This is a genomic window from Serratia sp. root2 (assembly GCF_031931805.1).
GTDB classification, from domain to species: Bacteria; Pseudomonadota; Gammaproteobacteria; order Enterobacterales; family Enterobacteriaceae; genus Serratia; species Serratia inhibens.
This window is the reverse complement of record NZ_JAUJXB010000001.1, coordinates 1,466,666-1,485,535: the sequence shown is the minus strand read 5'-3', so window position 1 is coordinate 1,485,535 and position 18,870 is coordinate 1,466,666. Positions and strand designations below refer to the sequence as shown.

Annotated in this window: 15 protein-coding genes; 7 read left to right on the top strand and 8 right to left on the bottom strand. The window is 57.4% G+C overall.

The window, feature by feature from the left end; genetic code table 11:
* Positions 1 to 52: 52 nt before the first annotated feature.
* The 5 genes from QZQ97_RS06605 to QZQ97_RS06585 are packed head-to-tail and all read right to left on the bottom strand — an operon-like array spanning position 53 to position 5,104.
* The gene (locus QZQ97_RS06605) at positions 53 to 1,132 is read right to left on the bottom strand and encodes an ABC transporter ATP-binding protein (protein ID WP_311992790.1); all 1,080 of its coding nucleotides are present in this window, start codon (positions 1,130 to 1,132) and stop codon (positions 53 to 55) included.
* Complete coding sequence (locus QZQ97_RS06600; protein WP_311992789.1) at positions 1,132 to 2,085, bottom strand: carbohydrate kinase family protein; 954 nt, start codon at positions 2,083 to 2,085, stop codon at positions 1,132 to 1,134. Before QZQ97_RS06600 ends, QZQ97_RS06605 begins: the two co-directional genes overlap by 1 nt.
* A gap of 21 nt (positions 2,086 to 2,106) precedes the next feature.
* Complete coding sequence (locus tag QZQ97_RS06595; protein WP_311992788.1) at positions 2,107 to 2,946, bottom strand: carbohydrate ABC transporter permease; 840 nt, start codon at positions 2,944 to 2,946, stop codon at positions 2,107 to 2,109.
* Positions 2,936 to 3,844 carry a carbohydrate ABC transporter permease gene (locus tag QZQ97_RS06590; protein WP_311992787.1) on the bottom strand — a complete coding sequence of 303 codons (909 nt, stop codon included), beginning with the start codon at positions 3,842 to 3,844 and terminating at the stop codon, positions 2,936 to 2,938. The genes QZQ97_RS06595 and QZQ97_RS06590 overlap by 11 nt, the downstream gene beginning before the upstream one ends.
* Positions 3,845 to 3,853: 9 nt before the next feature.
* Positions 3,854 to 5,104 carry an extracellular solute-binding protein gene (locus tag QZQ97_RS06585; RefSeq protein WP_311992786.1) on the bottom strand — a complete coding sequence of 417 codons (1,251 nt, stop codon included), beginning with the start codon at positions 5,102 to 5,104 and terminating at the stop codon, positions 3,854 to 3,856.
* A 101-nt stretch (positions 5,105 to 5,205) separates the two neighbouring features.
* Here QZQ97_RS06585 and QZQ97_RS06580 point away from each other — a divergent pair, with 101 nt between their 5' ends.
* A complete protein-coding gene (locus QZQ97_RS06580; RefSeq protein ID WP_311992785.1) occupies positions 5,206 to 6,378 on the top strand; it encodes an ROK family transcriptional regulator in 1,173 nt (390 codons plus the stop codon).
* 44 nt (positions 6,379 to 6,422) lie between these two features.
* Here the strand turns inward: QZQ97_RS06580 and QZQ97_RS06575 are convergent, their stop codons facing one another.
* The 3 genes from QZQ97_RS06575 to QZQ97_RS06565 all read right to left on the bottom strand — a co-directional run bounded on the left by QZQ97_RS06575 (position 6,423) and on the right by QZQ97_RS06565 (position 9,712).
* Positions 6,423 to 7,769 (bottom strand): lytic polysaccharide monooxygenase, encoded by a 1,347-nt coding sequence (locus QZQ97_RS06575; protein WP_311992784.1) that lies wholly within the window; start codon positions 7,767 to 7,769, stop codon positions 6,423 to 6,425.
* Positions 7,770 to 7,827: 58 nt separating this feature from the next.
* On the bottom strand, positions 7,828 to 9,258 hold the full coding sequence (locus QZQ97_RS06570) for a glycosyl hydrolase family 18 protein (protein WP_311992783.1): 1,431 nt from the start codon (positions 9,256 to 9,258) through the stop codon (positions 7,828 to 7,830).
* Between the two features lie 289 nt (positions 9,259 to 9,547).
* On the bottom strand, positions 9,548 to 9,712 hold the full coding sequence (locus tag QZQ97_RS06565; protein WP_311992782.1) for a hypothetical protein: 165 nt from the start codon (positions 9,710 to 9,712) through the stop codon (positions 9,548 to 9,550).
* A gap of 206 nt (positions 9,713 to 9,918) precedes the next feature.
* Between QZQ97_RS06565 and guaD the strand changes: the two genes are divergently transcribed.
* The 6 genes from guaD to dcp all read left to right on the top strand — a co-directional run bounded on the left by guaD (position 9,919) and on the right by dcp (position 18,866).
* A complete protein-coding gene (gene guaD, locus QZQ97_RS06560) occupies positions 9,919 to 11,250 on the top strand; it encodes a guanine deaminase (RefSeq protein ID WP_311992781.1) in 1,332 nt (443 codons plus the stop codon).
* Positions 11,247 to 12,677, top strand: coding sequence for a xanthine dehydrogenase small subunit (gene xdhA / locus QZQ97_RS06555; RefSeq protein ID WP_311992780.1), 1,431 nt, complete (start codon positions 11,247 to 11,249; stop codon positions 12,675 to 12,677). Before guaD ends, xdhA begins: the two co-directional genes overlap by 4 nt.
* A complete protein-coding gene (xdhB, locus tag QZQ97_RS06550) occupies positions 12,670 to 15,072 on the top strand; it encodes a xanthine dehydrogenase molybdopterin binding subunit (protein ID WP_311992779.1) in 2,403 nt (800 codons plus the stop codon). The genes xdhA and xdhB overlap by 8 nt, the downstream gene beginning before the upstream one ends.
* Positions 15,056 to 15,835 carry a xanthine dehydrogenase accessory protein XdhC gene (gene xdhC / locus QZQ97_RS06545; RefSeq protein WP_311992778.1) on the top strand — a complete coding sequence of 260 codons (780 nt, stop codon included), beginning with the start codon at positions 15,056 to 15,058 and terminating at the stop codon, positions 15,833 to 15,835. Before xdhB ends, xdhC begins: the two co-directional genes overlap by 17 nt.
* A gap of 213 nt (positions 15,836 to 16,048) precedes the next feature.
* A complete protein-coding gene (locus tag QZQ97_RS06540) occupies positions 16,049 to 16,426 on the top strand; it encodes a c-type cytochrome (protein ID WP_311992777.1) in 378 nt (125 codons plus the stop codon).
* A 238-nt stretch (positions 16,427 to 16,664) separates the two neighbouring features.
* Entirely contained in the window at positions 16,665 to 18,866 is a 2,202-nt protein-coding gene (gene dcp / locus QZQ97_RS06535; RefSeq protein WP_311992776.1) for a peptidyl-dipeptidase Dcp, read from the top strand.
* The last annotated feature ends 4 nt before the right edge of the window (positions 18,867 to 18,870 follow it).

Below are 18,870 nucleotides of genomic sequence, written 5' to 3'. Positions count from 1 at the left end.
ACAGCCTGTTTTAGCCCGGCCTTTTCAGGCCGAACCCACTGATAATCAATACTCAACTTTCGCTTAACCGCTGGCCGCTGGCGGCGTCGAACAAGTGGATTGCGTCTATATTGGGTGCCAACCACAGTGGCTGGCCGCTTTCGGCGTTGATTCTGCCGTTGAACTGCACATGCAACCGGTAGCCGCCCCAGGTCAGGTGCAACAGACTGACATCACCGGTGATCTCCATCAGCCGAAGCTGGGCGGGCGGCTGTTCGCTGACCTCCACCAGCAGAAAATCATGCGGGCGCAGCCCGAGGATCACGTTACTGCCCGGCACCGCCTGCCGCCATTTGTCGGGCAGCGGCAACCACAACTCACCGCAGGTTACGCCGGGGCGATCGCCGTGCGGGGTGACGATGCCGTCCAACAGATTCATGGGCGGCGAACCGATAAAACGCGCCACAAAGGTGTTGGCGGGCGCGTCGTAGATCTCCAGCGGCCGGCCCTGTTGCACGATATTGCCGTCTTTCATCACCACGATTTGATCGGCCAGCGTCATGGCCTCTATCTGATCGTGAGTGACGTACACCGTGGTGGTTTTGAACTGCTGATGCAGCGATTTAATCTCGGCGCGCAGCTCCATGCGCAGTTGGGCGTCGAGGTTGGACAACGGCTCATCGAACAGAAAGACCTTCGGATTGCGCACCATGGCACGGCCCATCGCCACCCGCTGGCGCTGACCGCCGGACAACTCCTTTGGATAGCGCTGCAACAGGTGATCGATCGCCAGAATGCGCGCCGCCTGCTGCACTTTGCTCTGCTGCTCGCTTTTGCTGACTTTCATGACCTGCATATGAAACGCCATGTTTTCCTCCACGGTCAGATGCGGATAGAGCGCATAGCTCTGGAACACCATGGCGATATCGCGATCGGCGGGGTCCAGATCGTTAATCTTCTTTTTATCCAGCAGGATGGCGCCATCGGATAGCGTATCCAACCCGGCCAGCAACCGCAGCAACGTGGATTTGCCGCAGCCGGAGGGGCCGACCAGCACGGTAAAGCTACCGTCGGGAATGATCAGATCCAGCGGGTTAAGCACCCGCTGTTTGCCATAATATTTGGCGACTTTCACCAGTTCTACGCTTGCCATCAGATCATCTCTCCGGCGCAGGTTTTCAGGGTATTCCAGTCCAGATATTGACGCGGCGAACTGCTGATGGCGTGGCTGGCGGCACGAATACCCCAGCGCAGCGCCACCGTGGCCGAATGGCCGTGCAGGCAGGCGGTCAGAAACCCGGCGTTGAAACTGTCGCCGGCACCGATGGTGTCGACCACCTTGATCGGGTGCGCGGCCGCCTGCAGCAGCCGTTCGCCGCACCACATGCGTGCGCCGTCCGGGCCGCATTTCACCACGCAGGCGGCATCGGCCGGTTGTTGGCGGTTCAGGGTACGGGCGGCGGTGTACAGATCTTCATGGCCCGCCATGCCGCAGGTTTCCACCTCATTCAGCAGCAGAATGTCGCAGAACGGCAACCAGTCGGCGATCTGCCCGCGCAGCGCGTCGCTCCAGCCCTGCGGCGGCCAGCCGGTATCCACTGCAATGCGGTAGCCGCGCTGGCGCAGGGTTTGCAGCAGCGCCGGGTAATCCGTCAGCAAGGTGGTACACAGGAAGGTGCCGCATAACAGCACGGTGTCGCCGTTGCCGGCGAACAGCGGGATCTGGTGCAGCACGTCGTCCTGGCTCAGGCGGGTAATATGCCCCTGATTGCTGAAAAAGGTGCGTTCGTTGTCGGGGTGCGTCACGCCGAAGGTCAGCGAGGTTTCGCAGCTGTAGGTCGGCCAATACAGCGAGCTTTCCGGAAACAGGTGCGCCAGCCAGGGGCTGAAATAGTCGTTGCCCTGATTGGCCACCAGCCGATAAGGCGTCTCCAGCGCCGCCAAAGCCAGCGCACAGTTGCCGGCCGAGCCGCCGGGGCGCAGTTCGCTGTGATCCAGCATTGCCTCGGTGCCTTTCTGCGGCCACTGGTGCAGGGTGCTCATGATTACGTCGACGTTGATATTACCGACCACGTACAAAGTGGGTCTGGTGTTGGTATTCATCATGTCAATTCTTTCCCTTTTAAGTCAGCCCTTGCTGCCGCCGCTGGTTAAGCCGCTGACCAGCGTTTTTTGCAGCCAAATGGCAATAAAGAGTGGCGGTATGGCGGCCAAAATTCCGACGGCGGCGATCAACCCGTCATCGGTGGCGCGCCCGGCGGTGAAACCGGCGATGGTCACCGGCAGCGTCTGTGCCTGAATATTGCTGGTAAACAGCAGCGCGTAGAAAAATTCGTCCCAGGCCAGCAACCAGCCGAACAGCGCCGAGGCCCCGAGCGCGGGTTTTGCCAGCGGCAGCGTAATGCGCAGCAGTACCTGCCACTGACGCAGCCCATCCAGCCGCGCCGCCTGTTCGATATCGATCGGCAGGGCGTCGAACTGGTTTTTCAGCATCCAGGTGAGGAACGGCAGGATCAGCGAGCAGTAGACCAGCGCCAGGCCGAGATGGGTGTTCAGCAGCGCCAGCTGTTGCAAAATAAAGTACAGCGGCAGCACGAAGGCGACCGGCGGCACCATGTAAATCGCCAGGCTGGCGAACAGCCAGCCGTCCCGGCCCGGATAGCGTGAAAAACTGAACGCCGCCGGGATCGCCAGCAGCAGCGAAATCAGCGTGGCGCCGCAGGCCACCAGCAGGCTGTTGAACAGCGCGTGCAGGAACAGCGCTCCAGGCTGGCCGGCCTGCAGCGACAATAAACTGCCGTAGCGCGAAAAGTCCCAGCGGCGCGGCAGCCATTCCAGCGGTATGCGGGTCAGATCGGCGGAAGAGCTGACGCTCATCAAGAATAGCCACAGCATCGGCACGAGGATCGACAGCGCCAGCAGCAGCGCGGCGCCGTAGCGCAGTATCAGGCGGATTTTACGCTTCATCGGCGAGGCTCCTGCGGCGCTGGCGGAACAGCATCAGCATGTAGAGAGCGATCAGCAAGCCGCACAGCAAGGTCATCAGCACTGCGTAGGCGGCGCCGCTGCCGGCACGCAGATAGCTGAACGATTCCTGATAAACGAAGAAGCTGAGGGTTTTGGTGCTGTCCATTGGCCCGCCGCGGGTCATCACGTAAATGATGTCGAACACCTTGAAAGCGTCGATGGTGCGTAACACCAGCGCCACCGCCAGCGGTGCCAGAATGGCGGGCAGGGTGATGGCACGGAATCGCCGCCAGGCGGAGGCACCGTCCAGCCGGGCCGCCTCGTACAGATCCTCCGGGATAGATTGCAGTGCCGCCAGCGTCAGCAGGGTAATCAGCGGATAGTTTTTCCAGATATCCGCCAACATCACCGCGTTCATCGCCGAGGCAGGATCGCCCAGCCAACTGCGGTAATGATCAATGACCCCAAGCTGAGTCAGCAGCGCATTGATGCTGCCGTAATCCGGGTTGAAGTTCAGCCGCCACATTGTCGCATTGACGATGGTAGGCAGCGCCCAGGGCAAAATCACCAGCACCCGCAGCAGGTTGCGGCCGTGGAATTGCTGGTTAAGCAGCAGCGCCACCAACACGCCAATCACCCCTTCGAACGCCACCGAAACCACGGTGAAATACAGCGTGCGCCACAGCGCAGCCTGGAAATCCGGGTCAGTCAGGGCATACAGAAAGTTATCGGTACCGACCCAGGCCGGCGTTACGCCGTCACCGACCAATGCGGCGTCGGTAAAGCTCAGCCACAGGGTGCGGCCCAGCGGCCAGGCGGTTAACAGCAGCATCATCAGCAGCATGGGTGCCAGCAGCACCCATGCCTGACGCCGCTCACGTTGGGGCAAAGTGAGCATCGTCATCCCTTAACGCAGCCGCGCAGCGCTTTTGGTGGCTGCGTCCAGGCCCGCTTGCGGCGTCACCTTGCCTTGCAGAATCTGCTGCAAATCTTGTTGCAACCCATTGGAGAGACGCGAGTAATCGGCGGTTTCAGGGCGCGACAACATCACGTTCAGCGATTGTTTGGCGGCGGCGATCAAAGGCTCCTGGTCTTTCTGCACCGCCGGGTCGTCGTAGGAGGATTTCCAGATCGGCAGGCTCAGTTTGGCGTACTTATCCTGCACCGGCTGGGAGGTCATGTAGCTGATGTACTGCCAGGCTTGATCGGGGTGGGCGCTGGCCTTGGCGATGCCGAGGCCCATCGACCCGTTGACGGCGGAAACCTGCCCCTCAACCGAGCCCGGTGCCGGCACGATGCCGACATCGCCGGCCACTTTGCTCTGCTTCGGATCGTTGGCCATGTTGTACATATAGGTCCAGTTGAGCGCAAAGGCGGCGTCGCCGTTAGAGAAGGCTTTACGCACGTCCTCTTCCAGATATTCGCGTGAGTTCGGGTTGGTCAGCCCTTTGTCCAGCGAGTCTTTCATGTAGCCGGCAGCCTGCAACGAGCCAGGGGTGGAGAAGTTGATTTTCCCCTGCTGGAAGAACTGGCCCTTGAAGGCGGACACCAGCGTTGTGTAGTCGCAAACCAGCGCCTCGGCCTGCGACCAGCTCCATACCAGCGGATATTTGACCACGTTTTTCTGTTTCAGGATTTCTGCCTGCTGCGCCAGCTCCTGCCAGGTTTTCGGCGGAGCGCTGATGCCGGCCTTGGCCAGCATGGCTTTGTTGTAATACAGATATTTGGTGTCGAGGATCCACGGCATTCCCCAACGCTTGTCTTTATAAGTGACGGTGGTCATGGCTCCGTCGAAAATCTTGCCGCTGTCGTCGGCGCTGATGCGCGAGGTGACGTCTTGCAACAGGCCGAACTTAACGAATTCGGCCGGCCAGATGGCGTCGAACAGCACCACATCGTAGCCGTTGCTGCCTGCACCGCGTGCCGCGACGATTTTATCGTGCAGCGCTTCGTAAGGGACGAACTCGAGATTAACGGTGATATCCGGGTGCTGTTGGGTGAAATCTGCGGTCATGGCGCGGATATCGTTTTCGCTATAAGCAGCCTGGGTCATAAACAGCGCGTTGATTTGCGTAGGTGCGGCAAAGGCGTTTGAGAGGCAAAACGCCAGGGCAGACAGGGTACAGGCGGCCTTGACGGCGCGGGTAGGGCTTTTCATTGTGCGTTCTCCGGTGTTAAAAAGATTCTTAAATCAATTTGATTGCTTTAATGGAGGGCACCATACTGCAAACACCGATTTCCCTTTCTGCATAGGCAGTTATGACGACATCCGGCACTAACCTTGAACATGCTCGTGCACACAACCGGCGCGTAGTGATAGAGGCGATCCGTCTGCACGGCGAACTGACCCGTGCCGAAATAGCCCGGCTGACCTCACTGACGCCGCAAACCGTTTCAAACATCGCGACAGAGCTGGAACAGGCCGGGATTCTCTCCTCGCACCTGCCGCGCCGTGCCGGAGGGAGAGGCCAACCGGCGACGCCGTTGACCTTGAACCCGGACAGTGCGTATTCCATCGGCATCCATCTGGATCACCAGACGCTTCTGATCATCGTCGTTGATCTGTCAGGGAGCGTTCGTTTCCATCGGCTGATTATGGTGCAAAAGCCGCAACCTGCTGCGACCTTGAAACTGATTTGTGATGTACTGCAAGAAATGCGCCAACAGCCGGAGATGGCCTGGGCAAAAATGCTGGGCATCGGGGTGGTGATGCCGGGGCCGTTTGGCGTGGAAGGGATCTCCTCCGTCGGGCCGACTACCCTCAACGGTTGGGAAAATATCGATGTAGTGGCTGAACTTAACGCGCAAAGCGGCCTGCCGGTGACGCTGGAGAACGACGCCACCGTCGCCGCCATCGGCGAACGTTTGCACGGCGTGGCCAGGCAACTCAATTCGTTTATTTATCTGTATCTCGGTACCGGCCTTGGGGCGGGGATCTTCACTGATGGGCGCATTTATACCGGCCATGCGCACAATGCCGGTGAAATAGGCCACATGATTGTGCAACCGGGCGGGCGTGTCTGTTATTGCGGCAACCAGGGTTGCCTCGAGCGTTACGTCTCCTTGCAGGCGGCGTACGAAAGCTGCGGTCTGGATCCGATGCGCGCCATGCCGCAGGATCTGCTGGCATTGCCGCAGGCGCAGATCGACCTCTGGCTGGATTCTGCGGTGCCTGCGTTGCGCCAGGCGATCAACATCATAGAGTGCATGTTCGATGCCGAAGCGGTGATTATTGGCGGGCTGATGCCGGAAAGCATTGTGGAACAGTTGATCAAACGATTGGCGCCCTTGCACCGTTCGGTGCGCAGCAAATACCTCGACGGTCTGCGCGTGCGGCTGGGGACCACCGGTGCGGATACCGCAGCATTGGGGGCGGCGGCGCTGCCGTTGTTCGACGAGTTTAACCCACGTTATGAAGTGCTGTTGAAATAGCCGTAAAAAAGGCTCCTGAAAGGAGCCTTTGGCGTGAGGCTAAATTACCGTGCTAATGCACTGATTTCATTCCAAAGAACAGTGACGGTTTCCGCCGGGTTCCACCCCTCGTTTGAGATGTGGGCTTGGATACATTGGTAGGCTTTCCCCTGATAACGCACTTTGTCACCCACTTCATACCGCGTATTGAGCGCCCATTCCGGAATGTTGCCACCGCCGCTGGTGTTCAGGATCAACACATTGCTGGGCAGGGACAGGTAATCCCGCACGTCTATTGCTGCGACAAAATAGCGGTATTCGGTGTTTGCGCTAAGCCCGACATCCGTATATTCATGCTGTGTCGGCGACGTGGTACCTACCTGAATACCGTTACGATACACATAATAATGCTTAAGCGCATGGCCGCCTGTCGACGCTGACCACATCAAACGCACCGTATCGGCGGTGACGCCCATTGAGTGCAAGTTACCCGGTGCGGCAGGCGGATTGTCCTCACCCCCTTCAACGAGCGTACGAGCAACGATTGAATTCCCCGGCAGCGATTGATTATTTTCACTGTCCGTGGCGGAGACGAAATAGGTGTAGTCCGTGTCCGGGGCCAGGTTTTTATGGGTATAGCCGAGCGTCGGCGCGTCAAGTTTCACCAACAGATCGCCGTTGCAAAAAACGGAGTAGCTGGTGATGGGGTGCGTGCCGTTGGAAGCGGACCAGGCTAACTCAAGCGAGTTTGTGGTCACGTTGGTTGCATGCAATCCACCCGGAGGGGTCGGACGATCGTTCCCGCCGGCATCGGTGAAGTTGAGATCGATAACCTGATAAAACGCATTGCCGGTATTGGCGACCTCCCAGATGGCGAGCAACACATGGTAGCCACTTCTTTCCGGCAGCGTCAGCTGATGAATTGTCGGCTCTGGCGGTGTTAATGCCGCCTGGTGATCCCAATGCGGCTGAGCGGACAGCTCTGCTTTATAGAAGGGCGCCGATTCGAACTGGTCACGCGCGAGTTTGCGTTGCGGGTCCCAATCGACCTTGGTGATGAAATAGTTCCAGCGACGCGTGAGGTGCAGAGCATGGTATGCCCAGGACACCGTGAGGGGCTGGCCCGCTTTGACCTCATGTTGACGCCATTGAGTGCCGGGCTCGTCGAGGAACAGTGCACCCGGCCAGCCGCCGCTGGCAATTTGTCCATCTGCCGCCGGCACATTGCTGATATCGTCGGTTGGCGCGATCGGATCATGCAATCCGCCTGCGGTGGCGGGGAAGAATTTTCCTGCCTCCAGAGAGCTCGGATCGGTATCCGTCAATTTGCCTTCTTGATAGGCGAAGATGGCGCGAGATTCGGGGGAAAACACATGCCCATGACGCGGGCGATTACGTCGTGCGTTAGCCATTATATTTCTCCATTTATTCAATGAGATAGTAATAATTTTCGGTAAAAGCCGTGCGAGATTATCGACGCGTTTCGATCTGCCAAAGCATGTCGGCCAGAGAAGGGAGCCAGAATCGGTTAGAGGTATGTTCCTGAATGCACAAATAGGTATTGCCGGCATAACTGACGCGCTCGCCACGGTTATACCATTGCTCTGTGCGCCATTGTGGTGCAGCGCCGGGCAGGGTACCGGCAATCAACGGGGCGCTGTTTGAGGACGTGTTACCTTCGGTATCGGTCGCGTTAACGGTGTAACGATATTGGGTGCCTGCGGTCAATCCACTGTCGGTAAAACGGGTTGCCGTAGGCTGGGCAATTTTCTGGTTATCGCGCAAGACGGAGTAGTAGGCAATGGGATAAACGCCGCTGGATGCGCTCCAGGAAAGGGTAATGCTGTCCTGGGTTTGCGCTGTGGCAACAAGGTTGGCGGGTGCAGAAGGTTTCTCGCCGCTACCGCCGCCGGTCAAAAAGCCGTAACGCGTGACGAATTCCCAATCATAGGGCTGCCCGGACTTGTTAACGCCGTCATCCCAGCTGACCGACCAGGTCATCAGGCCACGGATCGGGTTGCCTGCTTTATCCAGGCGTTCAAGCGCATTAATGGCGTCTTGCGGGTTAATAACATAACCATTAGCTGCACCATCAATATTGGCGGGCAGCCCGATAATAAATTTATCCGCCGGGATTGAGGTGAAACCACGGGTGCCGTGAGTGAGGCTGTCGGTGAGATAATAAAGAAAATCCTCTTTCATGGCGTCGTCGTCTTGTTTAACCAGTTTATTTAACTCATCGACCCAAACGCCATCTCCGCCCTGATTGTAATATTGCGGCGCAATAAAATCGTAAATATCTTCGAGTGCTTTAAGATAAGCCAGATAACTGCCGGAATCGCGCAGGTAAGGGAATTCCGGGGCCATGCTGATAATAAAGTTTTTACCTTCCAGAGCGTAATGCTGTTTAACCATGCGTAACGCGGCGGGAATAACCGTGCGGTTGTCTGCAAAGGTAATTGCCGATTGTTCAAGGTCAATATCCAGCCCATCAAAGCCGTAGGTTTCCACCAGCCGGATCAATTCATAGGCCAGCATTTCTTCTTGGCCGGCGTAGAGCTCAATATGTGCGTCAGCGCCGCCAAGGGAGATGAGCACGGCACGACCCTGTGCATTCAACGCATTGATTTGTTGCCTGAATTCCGCATCGGAATAGCGATAAGGTTTGAACGTCGGGATACCGCTGCCTTTCATAAATGCCACGGCTACCACGTTGTATTCCTGAGGGATTTCCGTCAGCGACATTTCAGTGAACATGCCGCCCTTATAGCCTTGCCCCGGTTCGGGGGCCCAATTATGCCAGAATCCCATCAGGATATTTTTTCCTGACATATCGGGCATCAGTGACGCGGAATCTCGGGTTTTGTTTTTATATTGATGTAAAACGGTAGGGTTAAGCATAAATACTTTTCCTTGTGTGATTACAACGTGATGGTTCAGTGTGAAAATTGAACGTTAATGTACGCGTCATGCTCATAAAATATAGGCATAACGTTTTTCAACCGCAGTTCATTGCAATCCGTTTATTTTTTAGGTGAGAGGTATTATTTTATTTGGTTGCGAGCATCTTTGAGTCCTTTCCATAATAGCGCTGATTAATAAAAAGCCATACGATAATGGCGCACATGTTGATATAGATCAATACTGTTCTATAAATATTTTTAATGAGTTAAATGGCTGAGAAATTAAATTATCGCCATTTGAAACCGTTTTTATCTGAATGATTTAAGTGAGTATTAATGCGATTGAATAACATCGGAGTGAGAATCATCTGTCTGAGGTGACGTGCATCAATGCCCGGCATTGGTGCAACCGTTTTTTTAAATCCGCAGGCAATCGGTTGCTTATTCTTCATGTTATTTTTCGTGAATTTTAAAATAAATGATTATTATTTTAATTTATTGTTTTTAAAAGGGTTGTTGTAATTGTCGCGGCATGTGGCACACCCTTTGCTATCCTTAAATCAACATCTGCAAACGATAAAAAAGACCGCCGTCTTTCACCGGGCTGAGTTCATTCAGCAGGGTGCATTACGTGGGTCGGTAGAAAAGGAACGGCAACATGAGCATGCAATTCACCACGGCTATTCGTGGCAATTTTTTCGATATCGCTGCCTGCGTGGAGAGCCCGCAGCAGTTGAATGAGCAACTGCGGCATATTCCCGACGGATTAATGTTGCTAAATGAAGGTGCCATTGCCTGGTTAGGCAGTTGGCAGCAGGGCGAACCGCTGCTGCCACCCGGTTTTGAGGTGACACATTATCGGGACAAGCTGATCGTACCGGGGTTTATCGACACCCATATTCATTATCCGCAAACCGAAATGATCGGCGCTTATGGCGATCAGCTGTTGGCATGGTTGAAACACTACACTTTCCCGACCGAAAGCCAGTTCTGTTGTGAACAGCACGCCGGCAAGATGTCGGCGTTCTTCCTGCAACAGCTGTTAAGTAACGGCACCACCACGGCGCTGGTGTTTGGCACGGTACATCCGCAGTCGGTTGAAGCGCTGTTCAGCCAGGCGGCGGCGCTGAACATGCGCCTGATCGCCGGCAAGGTGATGATGGACCGCCATGCACCGGACGAATTGCTGGAAACGCCGGAGCAAAGTTACCGGCAAACGCGAGTGCTGATAGAACGCTGGCATGGCAAACAACGTCTGGGCTATGCGATAACGCCGCGTTTCGCGCCCACCAGCACGCCAGCGTTGTTGGCGCAGGTGCAGCGGCTGCGTGAAGAGTTTCCCGACGCCTGGCTGCATACCCACCTGAGCGAGAATCTGGATGAAGTCGCTTGGGTGAAAGCGCTGTTCCCGGAGAGCCGCAGCTATCTGGATGTGTATCACCGGTACGGCCTGACCGGCGAGAAAAGCGTATTCGCCCACTGTCTGCACCTGGAAGAGCAAGAATGGGATTGCCTGTGCCAGACCGGTTCGGCAATCGCTTTTTGTCCGACCTCCAACCTGTTCCTCGGCAGCGGGCTGTTCAACCTGCAAAAAGCCTGGCAAAAACAGGTGAAACTGGGCATCGGTACCGATGTTGGCGCCGGCACCACCTTCAATATGCTGCAAACGTTGGGCGAGGCTTACAAAGTCGGTCAGTTGCAGCGCTATAAACTCTCTGCCTGCGAAGCCTTCTATCACGCCACGTTGGGCGGTGCGCGCGCATTGGCGCTGGATGACAAAATTGGCAATTTCGCCGTCGGTAAAGAGGCGGATTTTGTGGTCCTTGATCCGGCGGTGTCACCGTTGCAGAAGCTGCGTCATGAAAACAGCCGCGAGCTGGCGGACCAGCTATTTTTGCTGATGACGCTGGGGGACGACCGCAACGTTTATCGCACCTACGTTGATGGCAAGGTGGTTTACCGCATGGCCGCACACCAGGAGGCTGCATGATCCAGTTCTTGCTCAATCAAACGTTGAAAAGTGAAAGCGCGCTCGATCCCAACACTACGGTGCTGAACTATCTGCGCCGCAACCTGGGCCGCTGCGGTACCAAGGAAGGTTGCGCCTCCGGTGACTGCGGCGCCTGCACCGTGGTGTTGGCGGAGCAGGAAGACGGGCAGTTGCGTTACCGCAGCGTTAACGCTTGCCTGACGTTCGTCAGCGCCCTGCACGGCAAACAGCTGATCACGGTGGAGGATTTGAAACACAATGGCCATTTGCACAGCGTGCAGCAGGCGATGGTCGATTGCCACGGCTCGCAGTGCGGTTTTTGCACGCCGGGGTTTGTGATGTCGATGTTCTGCCTGCAAAAGAGCGGCGGAGAATATCAGCGTGAACAGGCGCAGCAGGCGCTGGCGGGCAACCTGTGCCGTTGCACCGGCTACCGGCCGATTTTGGCGGCGGCGCAGCAAGCCTGCGGCATCAAGGATGAGGACAGTTTCGATCGCCAGCAACAGCAAACTTTGCAGCGCCTGCAAGCCATCCGCGCAGCGACGCCGCTGGAAGCGGCGGGCAAACGCTGCCTGATGCCGCAAACGATCGACGAACTGGCGGTGCTGTATCGGCAACACCCGCAGGCCAAGCTGTTGGCCGGCGGCACCGATCTGGCACTGGAAGTCACCCAGCGTCACCAGGATTTGCCGCTGCTGATCGCCATTGGACAGATTGAGGCGTTGAAACAAGTCAGCTGGCAGGGCGAACGGTTGACGATCGGTGCCGGGGCGGCACTGAGCGACTTGTATCCGCTGCTGGAAAAATATCACCCGGCCTTCGGCGAACTGCTGGCGCGTTTCGCCTCGCAGCAGATCCGCAACCAGGGCACCTTGGGGGGCAATATCGCCAACGCCTCGCCGATTGGCGACGGCGCGCCAATGCTGCTGGCGCTGGATGCGATGCTGAACCTGCGCTGCGGCGATGTGCGGCGTGAGTTGCCATTGACCGATTTCTTCCTGGGATACCGCCAGACCGCGTTGCAGCCGGGGGAATTTATCGAAAGCATTGTGCTGCCGGCCACCGCACCGGCGGATTTCCGCGCCTGGAAAGTCTCCAAACGACTGGAGGACGATATTTCGGCGGTGTGCGGCGCCTTTAACCTGAGGATCGAACACGGCATTATCTGCAGTGCCCGGCTGGCGTTTGGCGGCATGGCAGCGACGCCAAAACGCGCCTTGTTATGCGAGCGGCAACTGGTGGGGCAGCCTTGGCGACGCGCCACCGTTGAACGTGCGGTGCAGGCATTGGCGCAGGACTTTACGCCGCTCAGCGATTTTCGCGCCAGCAGCGGTTATCGCCTGCTGGTGGCGCAAAACCTGCTGCGCCGCTATTTCATTGCGCTGACCGCGCCGCAGTTGGCGATCGAGGTGACGGCTCATGAGTAATAACAAACGCATTGAAGCGACGCAGGAACAACTGGCCGAACGTTTCCGCCAGCCGTTAACCAGCGGGGTGGGCCGCAGCCGCAAACATGAAAGCGCCGACAAACACGTCAGCGGCGAGGCGCAATACATTGACGATCGGCTGGAGTTCCCAAATCAGCTGCATCTGGCGGCCAAGCTGAGCGAGCGGGCACATGCGCGCATCATCAAGCTGGATTTGTCGGCCTGCTACGCTTTCCCCGGCGTGGTGCGGGTGATCACCTGGCAGGACGTGCCGGGCGAGCTGGATATTGCGCCACTGACCCACGGCGATCCGCTGCTGGCGAAGGAAACGGTCGAGTACGTTGGGCAGGTGATCGCGGTGGTGGCGGCTGAAGACCCGGAGATCGCCTGGCGGGCGGCGCAAGCGGTGAAGGTGGAGTATCAGGATTTGCCGGCGCGGCTGGACGTAACGCAATCGCTGCGCGAAGGCTTCGTGGTACAGGAGGCGCACCATCATCGGCGCGGCGATGCCGACGGCGCGCTGGCGCGGGCTTTGCACCGCATACAGGGCGAGTTGCACGTCGGCGGCCAGGAGCATTTTTATCTGGAGACCCAGATCGCGTCAGTGATGCCCGCCGAGGACGGCGGCATGCTGGTGTATTCCTCCACCCAGAACCCGACCGAAATCCAGAAACTGGTGGCCTCGGTGCTCAATCTGCCGATGCACAAGGTCACCCTCGACATGCGCCGCATGGGCGGCGGTTTCGGCGGCAAGGAAACCCAGGCTGCCGGCCCGGCGTGCCTGTGTGCGGTGGTGGCGCACCTGACCGGGCGGCCGGTCAAAATGCGCCTCAATCGCCATGACGACATGCTGATCACCGGCAAACGGCACCCGTTTTATATTCACTATGACGTTGGCTTTGATGATGCCGGGCTGCTGAACGGAATAAAAATCAGCCTGGCCGGCAACTGCGGCTATTCGCTCGATCTCTCCGGATCAATCGTCGATCGCGCCATGTTCCACGCCGATAACGCCTATTTTCTACAAGATGTGTTGATTACCGGCCATCGCTGCAAAACCCATATCGCTTCCAACACCGCCTATCGCGGCTTTGGCGGGCCGCAGGGCATGATGGCGATTGAACAGATTATGGACCATATTGCGCGCTATCTGGTGCTTGATCCGCTGGCGGTGCGCAAGACCAATTATTACGGCAAGGACCAACGCAACATCACCCATTACCACCAGCCGGTGGAGCAGAACCTGCTGCAGGAAATGACCGCCGAACTGGAACACAGCGCGGATTATCAGGCACGGCGCGAGGCTATCCGCCGTTTCAACGCCGAAAACCCGATCCTGAAAAAAGGGCTGGCGCTGACGCCGGTGAAGTTCGGCATCTCTTTTACCGCCAGCTTCCTCAACCAGGCCGGTGCGCTGGTGCTGGTTTACACCGACGGCAGCATTCAGCTCAACCACGGCGGCACCGAGATGGGCCAGGGGCTGAACACCAAGGTGGCGCAGATAGTCGCCGAAGTGTTCCAGGTGGATATTGAACGTATTCAGATCACCGCTACCGATACTGGAAAAGTGCCGAACACCTCGCCGACGGCGGCGTCGTCCGGTACCGATTTGAACGGTAAGGCGGCGGAAAATGCCGCGCTAATCATTAAACAGCGGCTGATCGACATGCTTTCCAAACAGCACCAGGTCAGCGCCGAGCAAATTGCCTTCAGTAACGGCCAGGTCAGGGTGGGCGAGCGTTATTTCAGCTTCGAGCAGGTGGTTGAACAGGCGTATTTCAATCAGGTTTCGCTCGCCAGCACCGGCTATTACCGCACGCCGAAAATTTTCTACGATCGCGACAAGGCCAGCGGCCACCCGTTCTATTACTTTGCCTACGGCGCGGCCTGTGCGGAAGTGTTGATCGACACCCTGACCGGCGAGTACAAACTGCTGCGCGCCGATATTTTGCACGACGTGGGCGACTCGCTGAACCCGGCTATTGACATCGGCCAGGTTGAGGGTGGCTTTGTGCAGGGCATGGGTTGGCTGACCAGCGAAGAATTGGTGTGGGATGAACAGGGCAGGCTGCTGACCAACGGCCCGGCAAGCTACAAAATTCCGGCGATTGGCGATGTGCCCGCCGATCTGCGCGTCACGCTGCTGGAGAACCGCAAAAACCCGGAAGATACGGTGTTCCATTCCAAAGCGGTGGGCGAGCCGCCGTTTATGCTGGGGATCTCGGTTTGGTGCGCGATCAAGGACGCGGTCGCCAGCCTGGCGGATTACCGCCTGCAACCCAACATTGACGCACCGGCCACGCCGGAACGGGTGCTGTGGGGCGTGCAACAGATGCTGGCAAGTGACGTTGTCACTGAATTGACGCGGGAGAACGGCGATGGACGAATGGATTGAGGCGCTGGCAGAGGCACGCAGGCGCGGCGAGCCCTGCGTGCTGGTGACGCTGGTGGACGAGTTGGGCTCCACGCCGCGCAACCGCGGCACCAAAATGCTGGTGACCGCCGAACGGGCGGTCAATACCATCGGCGGGGGGCACCTGGAGTTCCAGGCGCTGGCGATTGCGCGTGAAATGTTGCAACAGGGGGGCACCACGCTGCGGCTGGAGCGTTTCCCGCTGGCGGCGCGACTGGGCCAGTGTTGCGGCGGAACCACCAGCGTATTGTTCGAGCCCTTGATCCCGCCGCGCCCGCACATCGCGCTGTTTGGCGCCGGGCATGTGGGCCGTGCGCTGGCGAGCATTCTCGCCACCTTGCCGTGCCGGGTGCGTTGGGTAGATGGCCGTGCGGCGGAGTTCCCTGCGGCGATGCCGCCGGGCGTGCAGCAAGAGATTTGCGATGAGCCGCTGGAGATCGTCGATGCCATGCCGCCGGGCAGTTATTTCATCGTGATGACCCACGATCACGCGCTGGATCTGGCGCTGGCAGAGCGTATTTTGCGCCGCGGCGATGCCGGTTACTTTGGCCTGATTGGTTCGCTGACCAAGCGTAAACGCTTCGAATACAAGCTTGGCCAGCGTGGCATCAGCGAACAGGCGGTGGCCGCCATGCGCTGCCCGCTGGGTTTGCCTGATGTCAAAGGCAAACTGCCTGCGGAGATCGCGGTAGCGGTGGCCGGGGAGATTATTGCTTGTTACGGGAGGGGGGGACGGGGTTTATAACCCCGCCTTTTTGCTCTTTCTGTATCAGCAGATTGACTTTTATTAATAATGGGATAGGTAGGTTTACGGACTTGAAAAAACCGGTTATGCATATTATTAATCAGAGGCAACTTATCGCGGCTCAAATGTTATCGTGAGAATGGGGTGTTGCAGTGGCACCGCCGGGGACTGCCCTCGATTCAGCACTGACTCATACAACAAGGCCATATGGAAATGAAAGCATTGTTCATCGCTTCGCTAGGCGCTTTATCGTTAATGCAAGCCTCATTCTCCTTCGCGGATAATGCCAATGGGAAAAACATCTATTCACAGAGATGTAGCATGTGCCACGGAACCGATCTCAAAGGCACGGGGCCATTGGCTGATAAAACCAATCCGCCTCCACCTGATCTGACAACCCCCGCTTTCAAAGCACGCCTCAATGATTATCCGGGCGTTATTGTATCGTCGATAATACTTCGTCCAAATGGAGACCTGATTCCAAAAACGTTGCGAGAGAATGGGGTAAAGCTACCGCCGTTCTCCTGGCGGATTCAGGATCTGCGCGATTTGAATCAATACATGAGTGGCGTGATTTCAAAGAATCGATGATGTTGAGATAAGAGGCAGGCACAGAAATCGAATAACCCTTTCAGAGTGGTTACCTGTTTGATTGAATCCTTCAGATATAGTCCAGACTGCATTCAGCAACGCGGTGTCCTGTAACGGGACACCCCATTCTAATCACTTGTTTTTGCTCAAACTGCCAACTGCGCCTAAGCTAGGATGTGGCCTGGGGACTGGGTTCCCCGTGCACTTTATTCTGTGAACATGGAGGAGTTTCGATTTGATGCGTTTATCTACATTGGTGCTGGCGATCGGCATGGCGCTGGGCTCGCAGGCACAGGCAGCAGAAACCAACCCGCACGCGAGTCATAGCGCGTTGCCCAGCGGCCAGGCTAAGGAGGCTAACGTGACCGGTGAAGCCAACCAGCACGAGAACAAAAAGAACGAGAACCCGTTCTTCTATCAGAGCCGTCTGCCATTCCAGGCGCCGCCGTTCAATCTGATTAAAGAAAGCGACTACGCTCCGGCGATCGACGCCGGTATCAAGCAAAAGCTGGAGGAGGTGGAGAAGATCGCCAATAACCCGGCCAAGCCTGATTTTAAAAATACCTTTGTGGCTCTGGAGCAGGCCGGCGCGCTGCTGACGCGGGTGATGAACGTATTTGGCGCCATGACCTCGGCCAATACCAGCGACGCGCTGCAAAAGCTGGATGAGGAAAGTTCGCCGAAACTGGCGGCGCTGGATGACGCCATCATGCTTAACGGCAAGCTGTTCGCGCGCATCAAGGCGATTTATCAGCAGCGCGATGCGCTGAAGCTGGATGCGGAATCGCGCCGCCTGGTGGAAGTGACTTACAAGAACTTCGAACTGGCGGGGGCCAACCTGTCCGATGCCGATAAAACCAGGCTGAAAGCACTGAATCAGGAAGCGGCGACGCTGAGCACCCAGTTCTCCAACAAGCTGCTGGCGGCGACCAAAGACGGCGCGCTGGCGATCGCCGACAAAGGCAAGCTGGACGGCCTGTCGGAAAGCGAACTGGCGGCGGCGGCTCAGGCTGCCGGCGAGCGCAAGCTGGACAAACAGTGGTTGCTGGTGTTGCAAAACACCACCCAGCAGCCGGAGTTGCAGAGCCTGAAAGACAGAGATACCCGCAAGGCACTGTTTGACGCTTCGTGGAACCGGGCGGAAAAGGGCGACGGCAACGACACCCGCCAGACCATCGCGCGCCTGGCTAAAGTGCGTGCCGAGCAGGCCAAGTTGCTGGGCTTCCCGAACTATGCCGCCTGGAAACTGCAAAACCAGATGGCCAAAACCCCGGATGCGGCGCTGAGCTTTATGCGCAATATCGTTCCGGCGGCCACCGCGCGCGCCGAACGAGAAGCCAAAGACATTCAGGCGGTAATCGATCAGCAGAAAGGCGATTTCAAGGTTGAAGCCTGGGACTGGCAGTTCTACGCCGAGCAAGTCCGCAAGGCGAAATACGATCTGGATGAGTCGCAGATCAAACCTTACTTCGAACTGGATAACGTGCTGAACAACGGTGTGTTCTATGCCGCCAACCTGTTGTATGGCATCAGCTTTAAAGAGCGCAAGGACATCCCGGTCTACCAACCGGACGTGCGCGTGTATGAGGTCTTCGATAAAGACGGCAAATCGCTGGCGCTGTTCTATACCGACTTCTTTAAGCGCGACAACAAGGGCGGCGGCGCCTGGATGAGCAACTTCGTTGAACAGTCGAAGCTGAAAGGCACCAAGCCGGTGATTTACAACGTCGCCAACTTCACCAAACCTGCGCCGGGCCAGCCTGCGCTGCTGTCGTACGATGACGTGATCACCATGTTCCACGAGTTTGGCCATGCGCTGCACGGCATGTTTGCCGATCAGGAGTATCCAAGCCTGTCCGGCACCAATACCGCGCGCGACTTTGTCGAGTTCCCCTCACAGTTCAATGAACACTGGGCCAGCGATCCCAAAGTCTTTGCGCACTTCGCCAAACACTATAAAACCGGCGAAGCCATGCCGCAGGAACTGGTCGACAAAATCAAAAAGGCCGACAAGTTCAACAAAGGTTATGACATGACCGAGCTGCTGTCTGCCGCGTTGCTGGACATGCACTGGCACATGCTGAGCGCGGATCAGCCGCAGCAGGACGTGGACAAGTTCGAAGCCGAATCGCTGCTGAAGGATAAAATCGATCTCAGCTACGTGCCGCCACGTTATCGCTCCAGCTACTTCAAGCATATCTGGGGCAACGGGTATGCCGCCGGTTACTACGCCTATCTGTGGACCGAAATGCTGGCGGATGACGCCTTCCAGTGGTTCACCGAGCACGGTGGCTTGACGGCGGAGAACGGCCAGCGTTTCCGCGACATGGTGCTATCACGCGGCAACAGCCAGGATCTGGAAAAACTGTACGTCGACTGGCGCGGCAAAGAGCCCAGTATCGAGCCGATGCTGATTAACCGCGGGCTGAAAGACGAATAAAATA

Coding starts and splice junctions, on each gene's coding strand:
- dcp (WP_311992776.1), top strand. CDS start 16,665: ATGCGTTTATCTACATTGGTGCTGGCGATCGGCATGGCGCTGGGCTCG.
- QZQ97_RS06605 (WP_311992790.1), bottom strand. CDS start 1,132: ATGGCAAGCGTAGAACTGGTGAAAGTCGCCAAATATTATGGCAAACAG.
- QZQ97_RS06600 (WP_311992789.1), bottom strand. CDS start 2,085: ATGATGAATACCAACACCAGACCCACTTTGTACGTGGTCGGTAATATC.
- QZQ97_RS06585 (WP_311992786.1), bottom strand. CDS start 5,104: ATGAAAAGCCCTACCCGCGCCGTCAAGGCCGCCTGTACCCTGTCTGCC.
- QZQ97_RS06575 (WP_311992784.1), bottom strand. CDS start 7,769: ATGGCTAACGCACGACGTAATCGCCCGCGTCATGGGCATGTGTTTTCC.
- QZQ97_RS06540 (WP_311992777.1), top strand. CDS start 16,049: ATGAAAGCATTGTTCATCGCTTCGCTAGGCGCTTTATCGTTAATGCAA.
- QZQ97_RS06580 (WP_311992785.1), top strand. CDS start 5,206: ATGACGACATCCGGCACTAACCTTGAACATGCTCGTGCACACAACCGG.
- guaD (WP_311992781.1), top strand. CDS start 9,919: ATGAGCATGCAATTCACCACGGCTATTCGTGGCAATTTTTTCGATATC.
- QZQ97_RS06570 (WP_311992783.1), bottom strand. CDS start 9,258: ATGCTTAACCCTACCGTTTTACATCAATATAAAAACAAAACCCGAGAT.
- xdhC (WP_311992778.1), top strand. CDS start 15,056: ATGGACGAATGGATTGAGGCGCTGGCAGAGGCACGCAGGCGCGGCGAG.
- xdhB (WP_311992779.1), top strand. CDS start 12,670: ATGAGTAATAACAAACGCATTGAAGCGACGCAGGAACAACTGGCCGAA.
- QZQ97_RS06565 (WP_311992782.1), bottom strand. CDS start 9,712: ATGAAGAATAAGCAACCGATTGCCTGCGGATTTAAAAAAACGGTTGCA.
- QZQ97_RS06595 (WP_311992788.1), bottom strand. CDS start 2,946: ATGAAGCGTAAAATCCGCCTGATACTGCGCTACGGCGCCGCGCTGCTG.
- QZQ97_RS06590 (WP_311992787.1), bottom strand. CDS start 3,844: ATGCTCACTTTGCCCCAACGTGAGCGGCGTCAGGCATGGGTGCTGCTG.
- xdhA (WP_311992780.1), top strand. CDS start 11,247: ATGATCCAGTTCTTGCTCAATCAAACGTTGAAAAGTGAAAGCGCGCTC.